The sequence below is a fragment of the Virgibacillus indicus genome, from assembly GCF_002266285.1.
Classification (GTDB): domain Bacteria; phylum Bacillota; class Bacilli; order Bacillales; family Amphibacillaceae; genus Virgibacillus_K; species Virgibacillus_K indicus.
The window spans coordinates 42,436-64,740 of sequence record NZ_NPMS01000011.1; the positions used below are offsets into that span (position 1 = coordinate 42,436).

The window sequence follows — 22,305 nt, forward strand, 5'->3', positions numbered from 1 at the left end:
TTAACCCCTCCCAGCAATTCTTTCCCTGACTAGTAATGCAGCAAAAACCGGTGCGCCAATAAGGCCAGTTATCACACCTATCGGGAGTTCACTTGGTGCGATAATAGTTCGTGAAATAAGATCTGCTATAATCAGAAATGCTCCACCAACAAGCATCGATAAAGGGAGAACATGCCTGTGGTCAGGTCCAGTAACGATTCGAACAAGATGCGGGATTACCAATCCAACAAATCCAATGGCTCCGGAAACCGCTACAGCAGCGCCGGATAATAAGGAAGCACCAACTAATATGAATATTTTTCCTCTTTTTACATTTACTCCAATATGATCTGCTGCTTCTTCACCTAATGCCAGCGCATTCAATTCACGGTAATGAATGAGAAGAATAAAAGCTCCCGCTATCATAAAAGGAAAAATGAGCTGAACATGGCTCCATCCTCTCATTGCTACACTTCCATATAACCAGTAAATAATTTGTGTCATGGAATCCTGATCACCTAACGAAATAATCAGTGATGTAAGAGCCCCAATAAAAGAGCTGATAATGATGCCTGCTAAGATAATCGTTTCAATGGCCAGACCTCTATTGGTCAGCCGCACGACACCAAAGACCACTAATAATGTAATCATTCCACCTATGATAGCAGTGACAGGAAGCGTAAATCCTCCTAATCCCGGAATCGTTAGATGAAAAAAAATAACGACTACCGCTCCTAAAGATGCTCCAGATGAAACCCCAATCGTATATGGCTCTGCTAAAGGGTTCCGCAAGATCCCCTGAAAGGCAGCACCAGCTAATGCCAAAGATGCTCCTACACAAAGTGCAAGTAAAACCCTGGGAAGACGGATATCCCATATAATCAATTCTTCATTTTTTGGAACAGCATCTAACCATCCCATTCCAAAAGCATTTTCAGATACAATATGTAAAATGGTTGAAACCGGAATGGTCACACTGCTTTCCAATAAACCCAAGAGGGCTGCACCTAGTACAAACCCTCCAGCTAAAATATATAACCAAACAATTTTATTCACTAAATACTTCTGGATAAATGAGCTCGGCAAGTGTTTCAACCCCTTCAATTAAACGAGGCCCTGGTCTGGTAACCGTATCATTGTCTACATCAAATACTTGCTCGTTTTTAACAGCAGGAACTTCTGCCCAGCCATCACGTGTGAGAACTTCGTTTTCCGGTTCATCAATATAATAGCCATAGGTTGTAATAATAAGATCGGGATTTAAAGTAACAATTTCCTCTTCTGTAAATTTCACCCATCCGTCTCTATCTTCTGCGGCATTAACAGCATTGATGGACTCCAGCATTTCATGCATAAATGTATTTTTTCCGGTTGTAAATATGTCTGGAGCTGGTGAAACCTCAACCCAAACCTTTTTTTTATCTGTAATAGCTTCTGCTTTTTCTTTAATCTTCTTGTGACGCTGCTTCATATCTGAAATAATTTCTGCTGCTTCGGCCTTTCTTCCAGTGGCTTCGGCAATCATTTCCATGTCGCCATATGCATCATCAAAAGATGAAGCACCCCCAATAACAACAACCTTCATGCCTGATTCTTCATATTGCTCTAATATTTCTGCATGGTTATTATAATGATAGTCAGTTACAAAGATCATGTCTGGCAGAAGTGTTAGAATAAGTTCTACATTCATATCTTGTGCACCAACTTTTTGGATTTTTTGAGTTTCCTCTGGATAATTATCATAGTCTGATACCCCAATGATTTTATCCCCTAATCCAAATGCAAATAAAATTTCGGTTGTACTTGGCTGAATGGAAACAATCGTCTCAGGTTCCTTATCAACCGTCACCTCTCGATTAGCACCGTCAGTAATGGTTACAGGAAATAGTTCGCCATTCTTCTCTTCTTTTCCATCCTGGTTATTTTCTGATTGTTCTTCCTCTGATACATCTGGCTGGCCCTCTTCTATTTGTTTCTCGCTATTAGAACCACACCCCGCTAGCATTGCCATTGTTAACATTAAAACGATACTGAAAAGAGTCCATTTTTTAAGGACAAAGCTATTCATTTCTTTCCCTCCTACTATTTTTTGCAATAAAAAATGCCCTTCTCAAGGAAAGGCATAAGTGTAAAAGGTACATATCTATCATACATGCAGAAAATGAAACACTATGTATTACTACACTCTACAGCATTATGATGTACTTTAAACAATCCTTTCCTCGAGGAAGTTCAAAAACCAAAATAGGCAGGTCTCCTGACTTACGATTAAACCGATTGGTTAACCTTCCCATGCGGCTGCACAGTGGACAATTCTAACCTTTCTAATCGCTTACAGTGGCGGGACCGTGTTGGATTCGCACCAACTTCCCTCTTCGTCTTAAATAATTTTAACTAAACAATTTAAGAAACCTATTTTTTGAATATCTATTAAGTTTTTACTACTAAATTAATAATAGCATATTTCATTTCCTTGTACAGGAGAAATATAACCTTTTAAAAAGATGTCACAATACAAGCTGTCCTTTTCCTTATTTTATTTTCACAGGCAAGAAAAAACTGTAATAATTATTATGAATACTAAAAATTAAGCTTATACCCTTAAAACAGGAAAACACCCCATATGGGGCATTCCAAATGATATTTGCTACTAAGCTGGCCAAAATAAAGTGTTCTGTTCAATCAAACAGATAATCTTAGATCAGTTGTTCTTTCAGTTATACAAAGCTCTTTTTATTTGGTATACAGATAATATTTGTATGAAATTTCCCTTAATTACCGTGTTTGTTTTTAGTCAATTTTCGATTCATTTTTTATTTATAAGATCTATTTTTTTGCTTTACATTAAAATTATTCGTGTTACGATGGTATAGAAAATTGCATATCCATAATTACTGGGGGAGCTATTTTTAAGTGGCTGAGAGGAACTATTTTGTTCTGACCCTTTGCACTCGATCTGGATAATACCAGCGTGGGGAAGTGTGGTCAAAAGTATACCTTTGTAAGCTGTGTTTCAAATACAACAGACTGCATTTCCTCTTCGGAAATGCATTTTTTTATGACTAATTATTATTTCGACAATCCGCCGCGAGTCCGTCTTTGTCGAAGAAGGAGGGATTTTTATGTCAGTTGCATCTTGTTCAAGTAATGACTGTCTCCATTTCAGCAAACTGTTTAACACTTAAAGAAAATAATTCAACTGATTAACTGACTTGAGCTATAAGATTATTCATAAAAGAACTAATAACATGATTGGTGGGGAGTTATTTGAAAGAGATATGGACTTACTTAGATACAGGGTTTCATGATGCTGCTATAAATATGGCATTGGATGAATCTTTGCTGAATTGGCATAGTGAAGGAAGGATTCCGCCCACACTGAGAATGTACGGGTGGTCTAAACCTAGTCTTTCGATTGGTCGTTTCCAGTCCATAAAACCGATAGATTTTGCAGCACTAGAACACCATAAATGTCAATTTGTCCGGAGGCTAACAGGTGGAAGTGCTGTGCTTCATGATAATGAACTGACTTACAGTATTACAGTTTCTGAGAATCATCCCAATATTCCAGGCTCCATCAAGGAAGCTTATTATCACTTATCCAAAGGACTTTTGGAAGGGTATGCAAACCTGGGTATCTATGCTGAACATACTTCGACAAAAGGCAAACTGGATAAAGGCTCTGCAGCTGTCTGTTTCGAAAAGACAGCCTTCTATGAATTAGTCGTAGATGGAAAAAAGATTTCGGGAAATGCCCAAACAAGAAAAGATGGTGTTCTGCTTCAGCATGGATCAATACCAATAACCATCGATGAGAAGATGCTTTTTGATTTATTTCTATTTCCATCAGAAGAAGCCAGGAAAAGAAAGCGATTGGAGTTTTTCAAAAAAGCGTCGGCCATCCAGCGGCTGACAGATAAACAACATACTTTTGATGAGATCAAGACAGCTTTCCTTGATGGATTCGCTATTGGATTAAATATATCGCTGAAGCCAATGACATTATCCCAAAATCAATGGAGAGAAGTCCATGAATTAGCAAGTAAGAAATATGCTTCATCATCTATTGCAGAGGGAGTTGAAATGAGATGACAAAACAGCAGGAATACATACGAAAACCAGACTGGCTAAAAATAAAAATTAACACTAACAAAACCTATACAGGTTTAAAAAAGCTCATGCGCAACAAGAAACTCAATACAGTCTGTGAGGAAGCAAGATGCCCAAACATCCATGAATGCTGGAGTGAAAGGAAGACTGCTACATTTATGATTTTAGGTGATACATGCACCCGCGGATGCCGTTTTTGCGCAGTAAAAACCGGGCTTCCAAATGAATTGGACTGGGGAGAACCACAAAGAGTGGCAGAATCCGTAACGATTATGGGCCTAAAACATGTTGTAATCACAGCGGTTGCCCGGGATGATTTAGAGGATGGCGGTGCTGCGGTTTTTGCTGAAACTGTAAGGACGATTCGCCGTGAAAACCCTGGCTGTACCATTGAGATACTCCCGTCGGATATGAAAGGTGATTATAAAAGTCTGCACACATTAATGGACAGCAGCCCTGATATATTCAACCATAACATCGAAACGGTAAGACGATTGACAAAACGGGTACGTGCACGGGCAATGTATGACAGATCACTTCAGCTACTACAACGTGTCAAAGAAATTGCGCCACTTACTCCAACAAAATCAAGCATCATGGTTGGGCTCGGCGAAACGAAGGATGAAATCATTCAGGCGATGGATGATTTGTTAGCTCATGATGTGGATATTATGACAATTGGGCAATATTTACAGCCAACTAAAAAGCATCTTTTCGTTGAACGCTATTACCATCCAGATGAGTTTGTGGAATTAAAGGAAATCGCTTTGGCAAAAGGATTTCGCCATTGTGAATCCGGTCCCCTTGTCCGTTCGTCATATCATGCCGATGAACAGGTCAGCCAGGCTTCCGTACAACGAAGGATCAAGTATATGAAAGGCTTTGAAAAACAGGAAAATCAAGAGATAGATTTCAAGTTTTAATGACATAAAGTGAATCCTGTATTAGTAGGGTTGGGCTAACGAGATAAAGAATACGATGACAGCAATAAATTTGACTTGCAGTAAAACATGAGCCACTTCTGTCATACTTTTACCAGTGATTGCTGCAATAATTACCACTGTTGACCCCTCTGCTAAAAAGGGATCAGGAATCTCGAACTTAAAAATAAGAAAAACCGGGCAAACCCCGCCCGGTCCTTTTCCTAGTTAGAGAATATCTGATAATTTATATTCCTGGCCATGTACTCCTTTGTAATGCTCCGGATACATGTCGCCTCCACATTGTTCACAACAAAACTGTGGTGGTACGGATGAATCCCCACCGTCCATCCAATCAAATTCCCTAACAACATCATAAGGTATTTTTTCTTCCTCATGACACGTTAAACAATGATAGTTGATGTCTGTTTTCTTTGAACGTAGATGGTCGGTTCCTTTTTTCTTTTTCTTCTTCCCTTTTTTGCGGTTCTTTGGCAGTTGTGAGATAACCAATCACCCTTTCTAAGTAGTTTCTCGCTTCCTTAGTTAATGCTACTTTGATTACTAATTGTCCGTCCTCAAGACAGACTTCTCCCTGATATATGTAATAATTGTCACAATGCGGGCAAATAAGAGGGTCTTTTTGTCCACCAGCGATGACACGCTCTCTCCATGTTTGACGGCGCAATGTTCTCCACACTTTTATAATCCAGCGTCGCTTTCCTTCTTGCCACTTGCTTAATAGTTTCTTACTTAGACGTTTACTTCTTCTAGAATACATACCATAATGACGAATTGTTTTAAACTGGTCATCTGGTATATGACGAATCAATCGGCTTATAAACTCCTCTACTGTCACAGTTTCACGCTTTTCTTCCCCATCTGTTTTGTCGATGTATTTAAAAGTCACCTGTTGCCCATCATATGCCTCAATCCGATTGATTCCAATCGCTGGTCGACGAATATAACGGCCAATATAGCGTAATTGTTCCTGTATTTTCCCTCTCTGTTTTGGCGCATACACATAGAAGCCTTCCCCATTTTCGGTAAAAGCCTTTTGTAATCGTGGCTGCACACGCTTCTTTTCCTGTTTGGTTAAATTTCTACGGATTAATTTTAATACTATCGTTTGCCATTGCTTTCGAAGCATTTTGAAAGGAATATAATCATAGTCCTTCCATTTTCCCTTTCTCGTTATTCCACCCATGGTTACCAACATATGAACATGTGGATTAAAATTCACCCTGGAGCCAAACGTATGTAATCCAGAAATAATCCCAGGTGTCACCTTTGCCTTCTTTTGGAAAAAACCTGTGATTAATTTAGCTGCCTCGTCCATAAGTGGCTTTAAAAGGTGTCGATGTAATAGAAAGATTTTACGTAACCCTTCATCTATCGTAAAAATCATATGTCGATGATTTACTTGAAGCACATCCTCCGTTAGAAGACGGCTCCATTCTTCACTTTCTCCAATTGAACAAGTCGTACAAAAGCGTCCCTTACATCGATATGCGACTTTATGAACATCATTACAACCTTCGCAAACATAGAGTTTAAATCCATTTTTCATATCTCCACAGTCACGAAATTTTTCTACCTCCTTGGTGACAATCGAGCGGATCTTTTCCCCATGTTTCTTCTTAAATGTTTCCCAATGATTATGTTTATCAAAAAAGATACGCTTAAGAATATTTTTCTCCATACATAAAAACTACCACAGTTTTCGGTACTGTGGTAGAGCCAAATTTTATACTTTCTTTACTTTTTATCAAATGTCTTTTTCCTATTCTTATTTAGTGTGATCTGGATTAAAATCCTACAGAGATTTAAAGACAAATATGGTGTGTTTCAAGAATAAAGCTAAATAAAACCTAAGTTATTTCCCAAGATACCCTTGGGTTTTATTTAGCTATGTTTTTCTAAAATTAGTTAGTCATACCTTAAAATAATCAGCTGCTAATTACATGCTTATGAATAAAGTGAATAAAGGGTCAGTCCCCTGCTACGTTAAAGTGATAGAGAAGTAAGGGACTGACCCCATAGCCCTCTCAGGTGCTGATGGCACAAGGTTAAAAGTTAATCAAATCTTTATGACCTCTAGTCCTTACTTGGTTGACTCGCTTTATGTTGTCGGCGGAAGTTCTAAGAATCAGGCAAAATTTAATCAGGAAGTAACCAATTACGTACAAAATGCATATACACACTATAAACCAATTGGTGTTGCCTCCACAGGACAGTCTTTTATTCAGGTATCAGATACAAATAATTTAGCAGGTGTCGTTTTTGCCGCAAACAATTCTGACTTTGGAAAAGATTTTGTTGAAGCAATTGCACAGCAGCGTTTTTGGAATAGAACATAGCAATAAACCACACCATGTAATAGCCCAAAAAGCTCGCAGAAAGATGGTAGAAGCATTTCATAAAGCCTTTAATCATGCTCAGTCCTACGATACACATCACAACCCCAGCGTTCGCTTAGAATTGGATTGACCAAAATGAATATAATTTATTTGTCAGAAACTTTATGAATAAGTAAAAGCAGACCGTTAAAAGTCTGCTTTTACTTATTTGATGTTCTAATAACCACCACCAAAACCACCGCCGTATCCACCAGTAAAGCCTGATGCACCAACGATGATTAAAAGAATGAACAACACAACGATTAAAGCAAATCCAGCTCCATAACTATTTCCACCTGCACTCATTTCAGCACCTCCTTTTTTAGAGAGTGCTCTATTATACGCCGAAACAAATAGAAGTTGTGACATCAATTTGCTAAAAAAACCACTTTTAACGGGCTATTTTAAATATGGGTTGACCTTATTAATAAGATCTTGAAGTTCTTTTGATTGATTATAATACATTTGTTTAGCAGCCTGATCATCTGTTTGAATTGCGAAACTTTCCAAATCTGCTTGCATTTTTCTTAGCTGAGCTGCAAGAAGTGGCCTTTGTTTGATTTGTGGACTTTTATCCTTTTCATTATACAGATCAACATAAACATTCCCCTTTGAATCAATCTGTGCTAGAAAGACATCCTTTACTCCCTTTGCTCCCTGTTTCATAACTTCACCAAGAAGCCATTCCTTCGTATATCCAAGATAGTCTAAACGCTTGGTTAATATTTGCCCATCAATAATAATTAATGATGGTGTATGCTCCGATTCCACAGGCAAGCCTATATCCTTTGGTGTTAACGGGTTAAATTCCGTCTTTTTCATCACGCTTATTTTACCGCTGGTCTCCAGGACTGCCAACTCTACATCGGCTAATTTAAAGGCATTTTTATTTCTTAATCCCATCATTAAATCATCAAATGTCAACTTGGTTTTAAATAAATTATTTTCTAAAACATGTCCATCTCTTATCAGAATAATTGGATCTCCTTCAACAATTTTTCTAAACTTTGTTGACTTCATCGCCCCAAATGCAATAACAAGAGTCAAAATAGTAAAAAGAAGCAATCCGATTACTGAATCAATTATTTGTATTCCCCTGTCAACAGCCAAATATGCTGCCATATTGCCAATTGTAATACCTGTTATATAATCAAAAAATGTCAGTTGGGCAATTTGTTTTTTTCCAAGTATTCTTGCCAGTAATAAAAGGATGAAAAAGGCAAACACCGTTCGAATAATTACCACTATGTACTCTGGCATGCTTATCCTCCATATTGATTGATTCATATCTTTTCTTATTATGGTTAAATTAAGGAAAAAGATTCCCTTCTGGAGGCAAAAATGAAATTTACAAAGCTGGGTCTGCTATGCATCTGTTTAATGCTTTTAATTAGCTGTTCAAATGAAACGATTCAAAATAAACATATTTCCCAGAAAGCAGAAGCTATAAAAACATTGATAACACAGTCACAATGGGATAAAGCTGTAATTCAGGGAAGACAATTTGAGCAAGTTTATGCGGATAACAAATGGAAATATCAATTACTTGGTGATATAACTGAGTATGATCGTCTGGATCAGCATATTCGAAAATTAAATGTAGCTTTAGAAGAAAAGGATAAAGAAGAAGCTAAACTTAACCTTACAATGATCGAACATTATATTGAATCACTGTACTTTAAATAACATACACCCTAAGACTGAAGCAGAATATAAACAGGCTAATTTTGCCAACTTGCAATACTAAAGTTTTTGGAGTGTTTTTAATTACCCTCCATTCCGGGTATAAATGAATATCAGTCTCTACTTTTTATTCGACAAGTTCTCAGTGAATTAAATGTATAACTAAATGAAAATCGGGAGAATTTAAAGGTTGGAAGGATGGCTATTACATGGATTTTATAAGGAGGATTACAATGGGAATTTTAAATGGAAATCCCAAAGACGAACCAATGCACTATGGAGAAGTTTATGGAACCTGGGCTGCTTTGACCGTAGCTAAAGCATCAGTTGCAGGTAACCAGGCTCTTTTAAACCATACAGGTGACGAAAACCTGCAGAAATTACTTGAAGAAGCTATTCAAGCTGCGCAACAGGAAGCTAGTCAGCTTGAAACCCTATTAAAAGATAATGGAGTTGGTCTCCCGCCGACACCCTCGGAACGTCCAAAAGCATCCTTAGAAGACATTCCGCCGGGAGCACAATTCATGGACCCGGAAATAGCAGCTGCTTTATCCAAAGAAATTGCTGGGGGATTAGTTGCATGCAGTACGATGATTGGTCAATCAATCAGAGAAGACATCGCAATGATGTTTGGCCAATTTCATACTCAAAAAGCAGCTTTGGGAGCAAAAGTTCTTAAACTGAATAAAGAAAAGGGATGGTTAGTCCCTCCCCCACTGCACCAGCATAATGCTGAAGATAATTAAATAGTAATACTGATTATATAAAAATATAGTGTTTGGGATTCCCAAACACTATATTTTTAATATTATTCATTCAACTCTTTTTTATAGCTTTCATTATTATCAATCTTCCACATCTTCCCTGGCCAAAAAGCAAAGCGTCCGAGAACAGTCGTAATGGCAGGAACAAGCAATGGTCTGACGATAAATGTGTCAAGCATAATTCCTATTGCTGTGATTGTACCGAAATGGACAAGCACCTGCAAAGGTAGTACAGCCAGGACCGAAAACGTACCAGCTAAAATAAGCCCTGCTGAACTAATAACACTGCCAGTTTCCCCTACACTCTCGGAGATTGCTTGCTTGAGCGGCATTTCTTTACGTTTACGCCATATACTTGAAACAAGAAATATATTATAATCTTCTCCTAAAGCAACTAAAAAGACAAACGCGTAAAGCGGTATTAATCCTTGAATTTCTGCTACGTCAAAGAAATGATGCAAGACAATCCAGCCTAGACCCAGAGCAGATAAATACGATAATAAAACGGTTGCCAGTAAATAAACCATCGCAACAATTGATTGCAAATAAACGATGAGTAAAATCCCAATAATTACAAGAAGGACAGGTATAATCAGCGCCTGATCACGGCTTGTAATTTCTTCTGTGTCATACAGCGTGGCTGTTTCACCGCCAATCCATACGGAACTTTCTGCATTTGAGACTCCAGCGTCGTTTAATGCATCAATTGCTATAGACTGAATTTCGGGAATACTTTCCACCGCTTCAGAAGAATAAGGATTAATCGAAAGAGTTACTTCCCATTCTCTTAAATCTCCATTTTCAGATCCTTCATTCGGATCAGCTACTTCTTCTACAAATGGTTGCTTCCCCAACTCATCTTCCAGCGAAACATCCTCGTCGTTTGTATTTGCAATAATAGTAACAGGGGCAATTTCACCTGGTGGATAATGGTCAGCAATTAATGTAAAACCTTCGCGTGATGGCATATCTTTCGAAAAGGAATCTAATAAACCATACGTAAATTGCATTTTTGGTACAAAAGCTGCTAAACCACCAAGAACAATCGTACAAGCGATGATAATCATCCAAGGTTTTTCCGTGACAACTGCTCCGATTCTTTTGCCAATGCGATGACTTTGTTTTGGACGACGCATTTTTTTATCTTTTTTCTTCTCTATTTCCTGAATCATTTCTTCAGGACGAGGTATAAACGGGATAAAAGCAATACGTCCAAGCAGGGCTAAAATCGCAGGAAGCAGTGTTAAAGCAGCTATCCCCATAATGAAAATCGATAAACTAAACGGTATGGCAAAACGTTCATAAGAAGCATAATAAGCCAGCCCAAGCGAAAGTAGCCCTAAGACAGTTGTCATGGAACTCATCATGATAGCTCCGCCTGTACCGCTAATCGCATGTTTTAATGCTGCGTATTTATTCTCTTCATGCCTGAGTTCATCCCGGTAACGTGAAATTAAAAATAAACAATAATCCGTGCCAGCTCCAAACAGGAGAACTGTCATAATGGATATCGCCTGTGCGTCAACGACAATCCATCCTTTATCTGCGAGAAAGCCAAGTAAAGGACTGATAAGACTGTATGCGATTCCAACAGCGATAAGCGGGACAATCGCCAAAATGGGGGAACGATACAGTAAGATAAGTAAAATAAACACAAGCAGGACCGTCGCAATTAACAATGTAATATCAGCATTGCTGAATAACGAAACGGCATCCGTTTGAATTCCCACCGGTCCAGAAAAACGCACGTGTAAACCAGCATCGTCTAAATTTTTTTTCAATACTTCTTTACCAAATTGGTCCGTTATTTTAATTTGCAGCTGATCCAGTACAGCTTGCAATTCATTTGTTGATGCATCCTCATCAAAAAAGACTGGTGTTATCAGCGCAGCACCATCTTCTGATGCACCGCCTGCTAAAGCTTCAACAGGAGCATCTTGAAATGGCGGAATAAAGGTTTGTTCATCCACCGGTGCATCTTCAAGATCTTTGTAAAGACCTTGAATCATCTCATAATCTGAGTATTCCAGCCCTTCGTCCCGGTGCCAGACTAAAAGTAATGGAATACCGGTATCATCTGAAAACTCTTGATTGGAGATCTTATTTGCTTCCACAGACATCGCATCTTCAGGCAATAATTGATTATCCGACGTTTCCTGATCATTAACTTGTGGCCAAATAAACGAAAAAATTCCAATCAATAAAATCCAAATAAATATAGTTAACCAGCGGGTTTTTGTATTAGCAATAATACCACCCCACTTTTTCCATAGCTCTTTCATAACCTCATCCTCTCTTACTTTAAACTTTTTATTGGCGTTCTTTAAAAATTGTGAGTGTTATAATTATATATACTGGAAGGTTAATTAATCAAGTATTATCTAAATTATGATATACTATTTTCAATATAGGATTTTGGAGTGAGCATTATGCAGCGTACACAGCGACCTTTAGGAAGACCACGTAAGGTGCATGAAGGAAAACCTACTAAAGATACAATATTAAATCTGGCAACTGGCATGTTTTTAGAAAAAGGATATCCATCAGTTTCCATGGACGATGTTGCCCAAAAGTGTAATGTTACAAAAGCAACGGTTTATTATTATTATAAAACTAAGGCAGAGCTTTTTACTGACGCAATGGTGCAATTAATGGTTCGAATCAAGCAACAAATTGCAGATATCCTCTCAACAAACAAACCGCTTAAAACACAGCTATTTGAGCTTGCCAAATCCTATTTGCAAGCTACAGTGGATATTAATATCAATTCATTTATGAAAGAAGCGAAAACCTCCCTTTCTAATGAACAACTGCAATTAATGGAGGAAGCTGAAGACAAAATGTATGAGGTATTGGAACATGCATTAAGAAGAGCTATGATTAAAGAAGAAATCCCTCAAAGCAACCCCCGTCTAGCTGCACTAATGTTTATAGCCGTGCTGACGGTCGGAAATAATATGGATTTCACTTATAAAGAAGAAACATTCTCATCTTTGGATGACCTGGTAGCTCAAATTGTAAATTTATACTGGAGTGGATTAGACAATAACAGTTAGTCAAATCCGCTATATATATATGTTAGACAAGCGGCCCCCGTCTTGAATTAGACGGGGGTTTAATATTTAAAAAGGGATTTTATTAGCAGCCATTTTTTAGAATTAACAGCATAACTCAAGTGTATTCATTTCGTGAACTTCTCCAGCTAGATCACAGATTTTTGATGGAGTATCACTTATCTTGAATACACCTCTTCATCTCGCAATGTAATTCTCTGCGGAATTACTGTGCCAACTGAAGGGTAATTAACGAAGACAAGGTCTGTTTTGTTCTTTTTGACAAATCAGGAACTTTTGCCTGAAGCGCCAACCTCTTCGTTTCCGAAAAGGATTTAAGGATCCCTCGGATAAAATACCGTGCTCCAATGTTATAGGAAGCCGATAGATCCGCATGATAGATTTTGCCTGTCTTAAACACGGCAAGGTCTTTTTTGTTGTTTCGTTTTACCTTCCCAGAACCATCAAAAGCCAATGCACTGGTATTGCGTGCATTGATCCTGGAAATACGCATTCCTGCATAATGCGCCATCTCTTCTACTTTATTTTGAACTCCTTTCTTTCTCCAATAGCGGAGTTTGAAACGCAATTTCTTCGCTCCCCAATGGTTTTTGGGAATTTTCATTTTATCCAGGAATTCGAAAACAATGACATCACAATTGTGCTCTTTTGCAAAATTCACGATTTCATGTGCTGTATTGTTTACAATATGTGTTTGAAGCCCGTTGATTCTTCTCCAGAAATTAGGTGCTTTTATCTGTCCGGAAACGGCTTGTACTTTGCGCAGTTTGTTCGTCATCGTATACAATTGGTCTTTTTCTTTGGATTGATTGATAAACTTCCGATCCAAGACAGTTCCATTTGCATCAATAATCGAACAAACCGCAGAATTGGTAATTCCCTGATCCACCGCGCAAATTATTTGATCTTTGATTTCCGTTTTGGAAAGCTCTACTGTGGATTCATAGCTAATATGTAAAAAGTACTTCTTTCCAACCTTAACAAGCTTGGGGTTGCATTCTTTCCAACTCCAAACATCCCGTTTGTATAAGTCTTGTTCTTTGAAATGGATATCGATCCATATCCAATCATTCCGGTGAAAAATTTTGATTTGTGTAGAGGTGTCATCAGCCCTTTTGCACATATTCTCTTTGTAAAACACGGGAAATTCTTTGTGCTCCAGCTGCAGCTTTGGTGGATTATTCTTGAATTTCTTGCCTTCCAAAAACGCAATTTCTTTTTCTATTTCCCAGTTTTTATAATTGGAACGAAAGCTTTTTACTTTTCCAAACGCAGCGGATATGGTGCTTCTTCTGAGATAGGAAGGATACTTAAAAAATTGAGAATTGAATTCTTTATATTTCGGAAGAGGATTCGATTTGGTTATATGTATTAATTTTTCTACGGCCGACACCATCGATTGAGTAGAATAATCATCCAAGTTTTTGAATTCCTGTTCGATTACTTCCATGATAAATGACAGCACTTGGTTATAGATAACTAAAGTATCGTCGAAAATTCGTGAATGATTTCTGATTTTGTGCCTGAGAGTTTTTACGACATCCATCATCAAATCCTCCTTCTTAACTGTCTACCATCATTATACCAAACGTAGGTTCTAAAATACGAATATTAAGGTTTTTGTTTTTTAGAAAACTTGGCTTATCGCCAAGCTTTAATGGCGAAAGCCTTAGTTGCACTTATACTGATTTCCTTAAAAAGTTATGCTTTCCTATCAGTGTAAAAAAGTTAAAAAGCGCCTAACCCCCACTAAATCAAAGATTTCGAAGGGGAATGCGGCGCTTATATTATTGTTCAATTAAGTTAATACTACAATCAAAGGAGTGGATAATATTGCTAAAGCTGCAAACAGATATAGAAGGAAAACAAGTATATTTTGGTGACGTAGAAAAATTATTTAAGTCTAATGGGTTTACCTTTTGCAGTAATTTTGAATATCACAAAGGGAAATTTGATATGGTACTGTGCCGTGAGGGTGGAGAAACGATTTACATAAGAATCCCATTTGATGTTTTAGAAGGTGAATTGGATCGCCCCAATGCATTTATTCAATTTGGACAGCCATATGTCATCAAACACGTTGTAAATACAGGACTGGATTGGGATGAAAATTCTTTATTGACGACAACAGGGTTTAATCAGTTTCAGAAGCCAGTTGATAAAGATGGCAGGATATTGGATAAAAGCAGGTGGGAGGATGCTGGCGAGCAGCAGGTCCATCGTGTCGTTAGTGTGATGAAAGACTTGAAAATCTCCTGACAATGTTTATATGAATTAAGTTGTGGGACCATTTTTAGAGAATCAATAGGAAAAAATCGACCTTTCTTCACCAGTTGGGTCGATTTTTTTATACCCTCCGTTAATGCATAAGCTGGTTTAATTGATCAATATGAGCTTTATCTTCATCCAAATTATTCGATAATCCAGAACATGAATTAACTCTGAGAGGTCTTTAATAAGAATAATGATATATATTCGGAGAAATCAGAGGCTCTATGGGGAGTTGAATAAGCCGAGCATTCAAGCTCGGCTTACCATCACAATTTTAATAATTTTGGTTCCATTCCTGTTTTATTCATCAAGCTTATTTGAATTGGTTTAATTTCCAATACAATATAATTAGGATCATTTGGTCCGTCAAACCAATTCTCCATATATGAATTCCACAATTCCTTTTTCAGTTCCGGTTTTTCAGTAATCTGGACTTTTCCTTCATACTCTACATACTCATCACCGAATCCTTCTCCTTCATATCCTAAAAGAATATGTGTGTAAGGATTTTCTTCAATCTCTTCCGCTTTGTGAGTATCCTTGCTTGTTGCTGTATAAAGCTCTAAATTATGATGGGAAAAAGTCATGTACCTTGAGTGTGGTCTATTTTGTTTAACAGTCGCCATCGTTCCGACAGAACTATTATCTAAAATATTTTCAATAGTTGCTTTTACCTCTGGTTGACTCATAAATATGCACTCCTTTATCAATGGTATTTACATTATTCCTTTGTTGGGAAAAATTAAACGAAAACCTTGCTGTTGATTTTCCCTTACATAACTTACCATGCCAAAAAGTAAATCTTGCGGGTAAGGTGAGTAAAAGCTAAGAAAAAGTAATTTTCCAATTTGTAAAATGTTTTATGTAGTAAACAAACAGAAATTGTTTTGAAAGGCGTAGGTACCCTTGATAAGGAGGTTAAATGATGCGATTATGGCATGAAGACTTACTTGGAAAATTACCGAGGCAGCAGTTATTAGGTCAGCATCGGGAATGCTGTGCTTTACGAGGAAATGGATGGGGGAAAAAGCACGCAACAGTTAATTATGTATTTGATTATTCTCCATATAAACTTTATTTGTATCATATGAAGGTTATAAATGAAATGAGACGAAGAGAATACCGAAATGATGAATTGTGGGAGGATCCTTATTATCGAGGGAAAGCTTGCACGGTTCATACGGATGAAAGTTTAAATCAAACGGATGAAGATACGGGGTATCCAGAACACGATGAAGATTATCTGCAGGAATGTAAGGATAATCTCCAGCAAAAAGGTATCAATCTCTAGCAGTTGTTTAAGTATATTACAATGACATTACAAAGCAAGATTAAATATTTTATCTTTTCCGAATTTTTGATATAATCAAGATATACTCACGCCCATAGGAGGTGACTTAATGAATTCAGTCATCCTGTACAAAAAAATGTGTCATGACTTCCAGAACAAGCTTAATAGAGAGCTTACTGACAAAGAGCATGATTTCGTAAAATGGATTGTGAATCAGAAGTTTGAAAAAGAAGACAGCCAGAGAAATAAGTCACTCCTTTCTTAGCACAACATCCAATATGATAGTCTTATTAAAAGTTTAATGGGTGCCCCTTGGTTAAGTACACTTTATCCATTTTAACCCAAGGTCCGTTTACCGTTTAATATAAATAATCTATCATAATTGCTAAGGACAAAAGCAAGTATGATATAGCCCATACAATAACCTGCCGCTAAATGACAGGCTTTTTTTTAAATACATCATATTATCAGGTGGCCAAAGCCTCAAACTCATAACCTAGTGAATCTCTCCAACTAAATCAGAGATTTTGATGGAGCATCACTTATCCTGAATACACCTCTACATCTCGCAATGTAATCCTCTGCGGAATTACTGTGCCAAATGAAGGGTAATTAACGAAGACAAGGTCTGTTTTGTTCTTTTTGACAAATCAGGAACTTTTGCCTGAAGCGCCAACCTCGTCGTTTCCGAAAAGGATTTAAGGATGCCTCGAATAAAATACCGAGCCCCAATGTTGTAAGTGGCCGACAAATCTGCATGATAAACTTTACCTGTTGTAAAAGTGGCAAGATCCCTTTTGTAGTTACGTTTTACCTTTCCAGAACCATCAAAAGCCAATGCACTGGTATTGCGTGCATTGATTCTGGAAATACGCATGCCTGCATAATGCGCCATCTCTTCTACCTTGTTTTGAATTCCTTTCTTTCGCCAATAGCGGAGTTTGAAGCGCAATTTCTTCGCTCCCCAATGGTTTTTGGGCATTTTCATTTTATCCAGGAATTCAAAAACAATGACATCACAGTTATACTTCTTCGCAAACTTCATAATTTCATGTGCAGTATTGTTCACGATATACGTTTGAAGTCCGTTAATTCTTCTCCAGAAATTAGGGGCTTGTATCTGTCCAGAAATCGTTTGAGCTTTGCGCAGTTTATTCGTCATCGTATACAATTGGTCTTTTTCTTTGGATTGATTGATAAACTTCCGATCCAAGACAGTTCCAGTTGCATCAATAATTGAACAAACTGCAGAGTTGGTAATTCCCTGATCCACCGCACAAATGATTTGATCTTTGATTTCTGTTTTGGAAAGTTCTACGTTTGATTCATAGCTGATATGTAAAAAGTACTTCTTCCCAACCTTCACAAGCTTGGGATTACACTCTTTCCAACCCCAGACATCGCGTTTGTATAAATCTTGTTCTTTGAATTTAATATCTATCCAAATCCAATCATTCTGGTGAAATATTTTTATTTGTGCCGAAGTGTCGTCAGCTCTTTTGAACATATTCTCTTTGTAAAAGACGGGAAATTCTTTGTGTTCCAGCTGCAGCTTTGGTGGATTCTTCTTGAATTTCTTGCCTTCCAAAAGCGCAATTTCCTTTTCTTTTTCCCAGTTTTTATAATTGGAACGAAAGCTTTTTACTTTTCCAAACGCAGCGGATATGGTGCTTCTTCTGAGGTAGGAAGGATATTTAAAAAACTTAGTATTGAATCCTTTATATTTCGGAAGAGGATTCGATTTGGTTATGTGTATTAATTTTTCTACAGCGGACACCATGGAGTGGGTGGAATAATCATCAAGACGCTCGAATTCCTGATCGATTACTTCCATGATAAATGCCAGCGCTTGGTTGTAGATAACTAGGGTATCGTCGAAGATTCGTGAATGATTACTGATCTTGTGCCTTAGCGTTTTTACGACATCCATACTCCAATCCTCCTTCTTCCTAACTGTGTACTATCATCATACCAAACATGGGTTCCTAAATGCGAATATTAAGATTTTTATTTTTAAGAATAAAAAAGCGCCTAATCCCCACTAAATCCAAAGATTTTGAAGGGGAATGCGGAGCTAATTTTATTGTTCAATAGATCCTCAATTGCCTCTTCACCAAATTCATAGCATTTGCTCTCATCACAGATATAGCCGTCCTTATCAATAGGTTTTTGGAATTCCAATTGAAATGTAACATTAAATCGCTCCTGAAGCCTATTTCCTATAGCATTAACAACATACAGTCCCATTACTGAGAAAAAGGATGCAGCCATTGCAGCAGACTGTAAAGCAATGGGATTGTAATAATACAAAGCAGGGTCGTAACAAGCACTCCAAATGATGCAAAGGAAGCATCTCCGCCAAACTTTTGCGCATAGACAGAGGTGGTGGAAGCACTTGGCATGGCAGATGTCAACACTGCAATAATGATTAATGGATATGGCACATGAAGAAAGAGAAAAATAAATAAAAATACTGGGAGGATAACTAACTTGCAGCCAGCTGCGATCCAAATATAGAGATTTTTACTGTATTGCCGGAAGTCATGCCATTTAATTTCCGCCAGCAAACTTCCTATCAATATCATCGATAATGGAATGGTCATTTCTCCAATACTTTTAAACGTATCTGAAATTGGACTAGGCCATTTATATGGAAGAAACAGCATAACCAATCCAGTCAGGGTTGAGAGAATTCCAGGGTTGAGAAACAAGCCTTTCCAGTTTACGCTTTGTTCATTCTTGGTAAAAATATAGATCCCGTATGTCCAAATTAAAATAAGGTAACAGATATTAAAAAGGGTTAGGTAAATAATCCCTTGTTCCGCCATTAGTATATAAGCGATTGCAAATCCAATAAAACCCTGATTGCCAAATATAATCAAGCTTTCATAGACACTTTTTTGCTTTAAGGGAAGTGCAGCTCTTCTTCTAAGCCATGCAGCGACAAAAACAGATATACTCAGTATGAAGATGGACATGGTGACCAGCCAAACGAAATCTGTAAAAATATCAATTGAAAAAGTTGTATCCAGTGAGTATAAAATTAATGCCGGCAAGGTGATGTATAACATCAGCTGTGTGATAACTTGGTTGGCTTGCGAATTAAGTATTCTCATTCTACGGCTCACAAAGCCAATCAAGGCCATGATATAGAGGGGAATCATTGCTAGTAAAAATGCACTTGTGGAAAGCAACAGCCTTCTCTCCTTTCTCTCATGCTTTAACGTATGAATCCAGAGGAGAGAAGGTACTGTATTTGTGAATTTAAGTAAAATAATCAATTTTAGCATCAGGAAAAAAGTGTTTTACATAGCCACCTATCGTATCTTTGATTGCTTCCTGCTGTTCATTCTGGTATACATATTTATAAATCCCATACCGTCCCCATTTCGTTTTCCGTTTGGACTCATCCAATTCCAGCTTCGTCATCGGATAATTTTCCTGAATCACCCGTTTAGCAGGCTTCGTAAAGCGGTGCTGTATCATTTCGAATGTCAAGTCTTTCCTCGCAAATGCCGGAAGAGACGCCTCAAGCTTTTCGAACATCTCCAGATACCCTTCTTCCCAACCGTCATGAAGATAAATTGGAGCAACAATAAATCCCAATGGATATCCGGCCTCAGCCACTTTGGCCGCTGCCTCTATTCGTTCATGCAATCTGGATGTTCCCGGTTCAAAGTATTTAATGATGTAATCGTCATTTATACTAAAACGAAAACGTGTTTTACCATGATGTTCTGCATCCAGCAAATGGTCGACATGGGCAAATTTCGTCACGAATCGCAGTTTGCCGTGTTTAGACTTACCAAAAAATTCAATTGCCTGCTTTAAATGATGTGTTAAATGATCTACACCAACAATATCAGATGTGCAGGATGCTTCAAACCTGGTACGTTCTGGCGCCCGCTCATCCATATAGTCTTGCGCAGCTTCAAAAATTTCATCGATATTTACATAAGTCCGTATATAAGGTTTACTGCCCATAGTGGTTTGCAAATAGCAGTAGTGACAATGCCCCATGCAGCCAGTAGCAAGCGGAATGGCGTACTCTGCGGAAGGCTTAGACGTATCGAATTTCAATGTTTTGCGCACGCCAACAACCAGTGTAGACTTGGCAATGCGATATTTCTGGAAATGATTTTCTCCCGGCAGATTGCGAATTTGATTATGGGAAGTTGTCTTGTGTATTTCTATTCCCATGTCCTCAAACTTTGAAATAAGCCTCTTTCCATTGGGATATTCCAATGCCCGCGGTTCTACATAAACCAATTGAGGTACAAATGGTTTAACCATGGTATTCACCGTTTTCAACGCTGCCAAAGGCTTCCTGATAAGCTGCTTCAGCTTCATCTTCTGTTGGAAAAATGGCAAATTCATCCGTTAGAGGGTAGTAATTGTCATGTAAAAAGAGAGCTAATTTATTGGGGTTTTCCGGATGGTGCACAATCGCTGCCTGCTGAACCTGTGCAACACCTTGTGCATGCGGATTGCGAATGATAATATAAGCGATTTCTCCAGGCCTATAGTTTTGTTCCATATCCATTATTTCACCTAATTTCTTCAAATTTTACATCTCTATTGTTCCGCGGATAAAGTAAATTATGTTCGACTTCTGGTATTAATAATCTGAAATAGTAAAGAATAAAATTGACTCCTAACAAGAAAGTATTCCATACAAGGAATTGGAGGTGGAAGTTTATGGAGACATTAAAAAGAGTTTCACTGGCTCTTGTCATCATTGGTGCCATTAACTGGGGTCTCATTGGATTGTTCCAATTTGATTTGGTTGCCTCATTATTTGGAGGCCAAGAAGCTGGATTATCAAGAGTGGTATATACGCTTGTCGGCTTGAGTGGCCTAATCTGTTTAGGGATGTTATTTGCACCAATGGAAAATGAAAATCGAGGCAATTCCATGAGTCCTGGAAGTGTAAATTACGGTACGGAATTTGGAGATGAAACAGTTATTTCCAACGAAAACAAAGATAAACGGGAATAGTATATCTTTAAAATTATTGCTCAAAGTTCTCTAATTCGGCAATAACCATAAGGTTTGTTAATATTTATTGAAAAAACAAGAAGCCTGGAGACCACAGCGCTTCTTGTTTTCTTTCTGATTACTTAAATTGCTGCTCACTTTTCTTTTGTTTAACTGCTTCTTGCAATGGATCCCCTGCCAAGGCTTGTTCCGCATCATCTAAAGCACTTTGCAGAGCCTGATCGTTTTTCGCTGTCATTGATTGCAAGTTTTGGTTTTCACCATTTTTATATGCACTCATTCCAATACCTCCATTTAATTTAGATTAATTATGCCGGAACCCGACATCGCTTATTATTCTTTCCCTCACTTCCAAAATAAAATACCCGCTTCATGTTCTGCAAGGATAATTCGTTTAAAGGATTGTTGAATAAAATTCTAAAAAGAAATCAATGATGGCTGTGGTATATATAATTAAAATGACTGCATAATAAAACGTGTAGCGTTAACGTTACAGCTTTCAAAACTACGAATTAATGCTTTACACCTTGGAGGGATAATCATGTCTGTATTGAACAACTTTGATGGCTGGAAAAGCTTTCTTGGCAATCGTCTTCAAAGTGCAGAACAAAATGGAATGGACGATGGAGCAATAAATAGCATTGCCACTGAAGTAGGAAGTTATTTGGCAGCCAATGTTGAACCAAAGAATGATGAGCAAAGACTGTTGGCCGAGCTTTGGAATGCAGCAGATCAAAACCAGAAACAGGCATTAGCAGGTACTATGGTAAATCTGGTCAAAAGCTCAAAAACCAAATAAGTAAAGAAGGAATGTTG

General features: G+C 37.8%; 24 protein-coding genes and 2 riboswitches. Of the genes, 11 read left to right on the plus strand and 13 right to left on the minus strand.

Annotated features, from left to right (window positions below; genetic code table 11):
* Both CIL03_RS17230 and CIL03_RS17235 read right to left on the minus strand, forming a co-directional pair.
* Complete coding sequence (locus CIL03_RS17230; RefSeq protein WP_094887121.1) at nucleotides 1-1,065, minus strand: FecCD family ABC transporter permease; 1,065 nt, start codon at nucleotides 1,063-1,065, stop codon at nucleotides 1-3.
* Entirely contained in the window at nucleotides 1,028-2,047 is a 1,020-nt protein-coding gene (locus tag CIL03_RS17235; protein WP_094887122.1) for an ABC transporter substrate-binding protein, read from the minus strand. The genes CIL03_RS17230 and CIL03_RS17235 overlap by 38 nt, the downstream gene beginning before the upstream one ends.
* 162 nt (nucleotides 2,048-2,209) lie before the next feature.
* Nucleotides 2,210-2,410, minus strand: a riboswitch (cobalamin riboswitch).
* A gap of 455 nt (nucleotides 2,411-2,865) precedes the next feature.
* Nucleotides 2,866-2,974, plus strand: a riboswitch (TPP riboswitch).
* Nucleotides 2,975-3,246: 272 nt separating this feature from the next.
* Here CIL03_RS17235 and CIL03_RS17240 point away from each other — a divergent pair.
* Both CIL03_RS17240 and lipA read left to right on the plus strand, forming a co-directional pair.
* Nucleotides 3,247-4,071, plus strand: a complete 825-nt coding sequence (locus tag CIL03_RS17240) for a lipoate--protein ligase family protein (protein ID WP_276282966.1) — start codon at nucleotides 3,247-3,249, stop codon at nucleotides 4,069-4,071.
* Nucleotides 4,068-5,012 carry a lipoyl synthase gene (lipA, locus tag CIL03_RS17245; RefSeq protein ID WP_094887123.1) on the plus strand — a complete coding sequence of 315 codons (945 nt, stop codon included), beginning with the start codon at nucleotides 4,068-4,070 and terminating at the stop codon, nucleotides 5,010-5,012. The genes CIL03_RS17240 and lipA overlap by 4 nt, the downstream gene beginning before the upstream one ends.
* A gap of 391 nt (nucleotides 5,013-5,403) precedes the next feature.
* Here lipA and CIL03_RS17250 read toward each other — a convergent pair whose 3' ends face one another.
* Nucleotides 5,404-6,711 (minus strand): IS91 family transposase, encoded by a 1,308-nt coding sequence (locus CIL03_RS17250; RefSeq protein ID WP_094887124.1) that lies wholly within the window; start codon nucleotides 6,709-6,711, stop codon nucleotides 5,404-5,406.
* A 388-nt stretch (nucleotides 6,712-7,099) separates the two neighbouring features.
* Here CIL03_RS17250 and CIL03_RS17260 point away from each other — a divergent pair, with 388 nt between their 5' ends.
* Nucleotides 7,100-7,369: a type 1 glutamine amidotransferase family protein gene (locus CIL03_RS17260; RefSeq protein WP_165767996.1), complete on the plus strand. Its 270-nt coding sequence runs from the start codon at nucleotides 7,100-7,102 to the stop codon at nucleotides 7,367-7,369.
* A 216-nt stretch (nucleotides 7,370-7,585) separates the two neighbouring features.
* On the opposite strand, the gene CIL03_RS17265 is transcribed toward CIL03_RS17260, so the two are convergent.
* Both CIL03_RS17265 and CIL03_RS17270 read right to left on the minus strand, forming a co-directional pair.
* Nucleotides 7,586-7,714: a YjcZ family sporulation protein gene (locus tag CIL03_RS17265; RefSeq protein WP_094887125.1), complete on the minus strand. Its 129-nt coding sequence runs from the start codon at nucleotides 7,712-7,714 to the stop codon at nucleotides 7,586-7,588.
* A 93-nt stretch (nucleotides 7,715-7,807) separates the two neighbouring features.
* Nucleotides 7,808-8,668: a DUF421 domain-containing protein gene (locus CIL03_RS17270; protein ID WP_094887126.1), complete on the minus strand. Its 861-nt coding sequence runs from the start codon at nucleotides 8,666-8,668 to the stop codon at nucleotides 7,808-7,810.
* A gap of 81 nt (nucleotides 8,669-8,749) precedes the next feature.
* Between CIL03_RS17270 and CIL03_RS17275 the strand changes: the two genes are divergently transcribed.
* Both CIL03_RS17275 and CIL03_RS17280 read left to right on the plus strand, forming a co-directional pair.
* Nucleotides 8,750-9,094, plus strand: coding sequence for a DUF4363 family protein (locus CIL03_RS17275; RefSeq protein WP_094887127.1), 345 nt, complete (start codon nucleotides 8,750-8,752; stop codon nucleotides 9,092-9,094).
* A 230-nt stretch (nucleotides 9,095-9,324) separates the two neighbouring features.
* Complete coding sequence (locus CIL03_RS17280; protein WP_094887128.1) at nucleotides 9,325-9,837, plus strand: DUF3231 family protein; 513 nt, start codon at nucleotides 9,325-9,327, stop codon at nucleotides 9,835-9,837.
* A gap of 62 nt (nucleotides 9,838-9,899) precedes the next feature.
* Here the strand turns inward: CIL03_RS17280 and CIL03_RS17285 are convergent, their stop codons facing one another.
* On the minus strand, nucleotides 9,900-12,137 hold the full coding sequence (locus CIL03_RS17285; RefSeq protein ID WP_094887129.1) for an MMPL family transporter: 2,238 nt from the start codon (nucleotides 12,135-12,137) through the stop codon (nucleotides 9,900-9,902).
* 147 nt (nucleotides 12,138-12,284) lie between these two features.
* Here CIL03_RS17285 and CIL03_RS17290 point away from each other — a divergent pair, with 147 nt between their 5' ends.
* On the plus strand, nucleotides 12,285-12,911 hold the full coding sequence (locus CIL03_RS17290; protein WP_094887130.1) for a TetR/AcrR family transcriptional regulator: 627 nt from the start codon (nucleotides 12,285-12,287) through the stop codon (nucleotides 12,909-12,911).
* 223 nt (nucleotides 12,912-13,134) lie between these two features.
* On the opposite strand, the gene CIL03_RS17295 is transcribed toward CIL03_RS17290, so the two are convergent.
* Nucleotides 13,135-14,475, minus strand: a complete 1,341-nt coding sequence (locus CIL03_RS17295; RefSeq protein WP_094887131.1) for an IS200/IS605 family element transposase accessory protein TnpB — start codon at nucleotides 14,473-14,475, stop codon at nucleotides 13,135-13,137.
* Between the two features lie 287 nt (nucleotides 14,476-14,762).
* On the opposite strand from CIL03_RS17295, the gene CIL03_RS17300 reads away from it, so the two are divergent.
* Nucleotides 14,763-15,188: a YugN family protein gene (locus CIL03_RS17300; RefSeq protein ID WP_094887132.1), complete on the plus strand. Its 426-nt coding sequence runs from the start codon at nucleotides 14,763-14,765 to the stop codon at nucleotides 15,186-15,188.
* Between the two features lie 278 nt (nucleotides 15,189-15,466).
* Here the strand turns inward: CIL03_RS17300 and CIL03_RS17305 are convergent, their stop codons facing one another.
* Nucleotides 15,467-15,889, minus strand: a complete 423-nt coding sequence (locus CIL03_RS17305) for a pyridoxamine 5'-phosphate oxidase family protein (protein ID WP_094887133.1) — start codon at nucleotides 15,887-15,889, stop codon at nucleotides 15,467-15,469.
* Nucleotides 15,890-16,125: 236 nt separating this feature from the next.
* On the opposite strand from CIL03_RS17305, the gene CIL03_RS17310 reads away from it, so the two are divergent.
* Nucleotides 16,126-16,491, plus strand: a complete 366-nt coding sequence (locus CIL03_RS17310; RefSeq protein WP_094887134.1) for a TIGR02328 family protein — start codon at nucleotides 16,126-16,128, stop codon at nucleotides 16,489-16,491.
* Nucleotides 16,492-16,600: 109 nt separating this feature from the next.
* Entirely contained in the window at nucleotides 16,601-16,756 is a 156-nt protein-coding gene (locus CIL03_RS19935) for a hypothetical protein (RefSeq protein ID WP_165767997.1), read from the plus strand.
* A 324-nt stretch (nucleotides 16,757-17,080) separates the two neighbouring features.
* Here the strand turns inward: CIL03_RS19935 and CIL03_RS17315 are convergent, their stop codons facing one another.
* From CIL03_RS17315 to CIL03_RS17335, 4 genes are all read right to left on the minus strand, one after another.
* Nucleotides 17,081-18,421: an IS200/IS605 family element transposase accessory protein TnpB gene (locus CIL03_RS17315; RefSeq protein WP_094887135.1), complete on the minus strand. Its 1,341-nt coding sequence runs from the start codon at nucleotides 18,419-18,421 to the stop codon at nucleotides 17,081-17,083.
* Between the two features lie 316 nt (nucleotides 18,422-18,737).
* Nucleotides 18,738-19,685: an AEC family transporter gene (locus CIL03_RS17325; RefSeq protein WP_240508134.1), complete on the minus strand. Its 948-nt coding sequence runs from the start codon at nucleotides 19,683-19,685 to the stop codon at nucleotides 18,738-18,740.
* Between the two features lie 70 nt (nucleotides 19,686-19,755).
* Nucleotides 19,756-20,784, minus strand: a complete 1,029-nt coding sequence (gene splB, locus CIL03_RS17330) for a spore photoproduct lyase (protein ID WP_094887138.1) — start codon at nucleotides 20,782-20,784, stop codon at nucleotides 19,756-19,758.
* Nucleotides 20,777-21,028, minus strand: a complete 252-nt coding sequence (locus CIL03_RS17335; RefSeq protein ID WP_094887173.1) for a transcriptional regulator SplA domain-containing protein — start codon at nucleotides 21,026-21,028, stop codon at nucleotides 20,777-20,779. The genes splB and CIL03_RS17335 overlap by 8 nt, the downstream gene beginning before the upstream one ends.
* A gap of 161 nt (nucleotides 21,029-21,189) precedes the next feature.
* On the opposite strand from CIL03_RS17335, the gene CIL03_RS17340 reads away from it, so the two are divergent.
* A complete protein-coding gene (locus CIL03_RS17340; protein ID WP_094887139.1) occupies nucleotides 21,190-21,489 on the plus strand; it encodes a DUF378 domain-containing protein in 300 nt (99 codons plus the stop codon).
* Nucleotides 21,490-21,607: 118 nt separating this feature from the next.
* On the opposite strand, the gene sspJ is transcribed toward CIL03_RS17340, so the two are convergent.
* Nucleotides 21,608-21,769 carry a small acid-soluble spore protein SspJ gene (gene sspJ / locus CIL03_RS17345; protein ID WP_094887140.1) on the minus strand — a complete coding sequence of 54 codons (162 nt, stop codon included), beginning with the start codon at nucleotides 21,767-21,769 and terminating at the stop codon, nucleotides 21,608-21,610.
* A 261-nt stretch (nucleotides 21,770-22,030) separates the two neighbouring features.
* Between sspJ and CIL03_RS17350 the strand changes: the two genes are divergently transcribed.
* Nucleotides 22,031-22,288 carry a DUF3243 domain-containing protein gene (locus tag CIL03_RS17350; protein WP_094887141.1) on the plus strand — a complete coding sequence of 86 codons (258 nt, stop codon included), beginning with the start codon at nucleotides 22,031-22,033 and terminating at the stop codon, nucleotides 22,286-22,288.
* Nucleotides 22,289-22,305 lie beyond the last annotated feature (17 nt).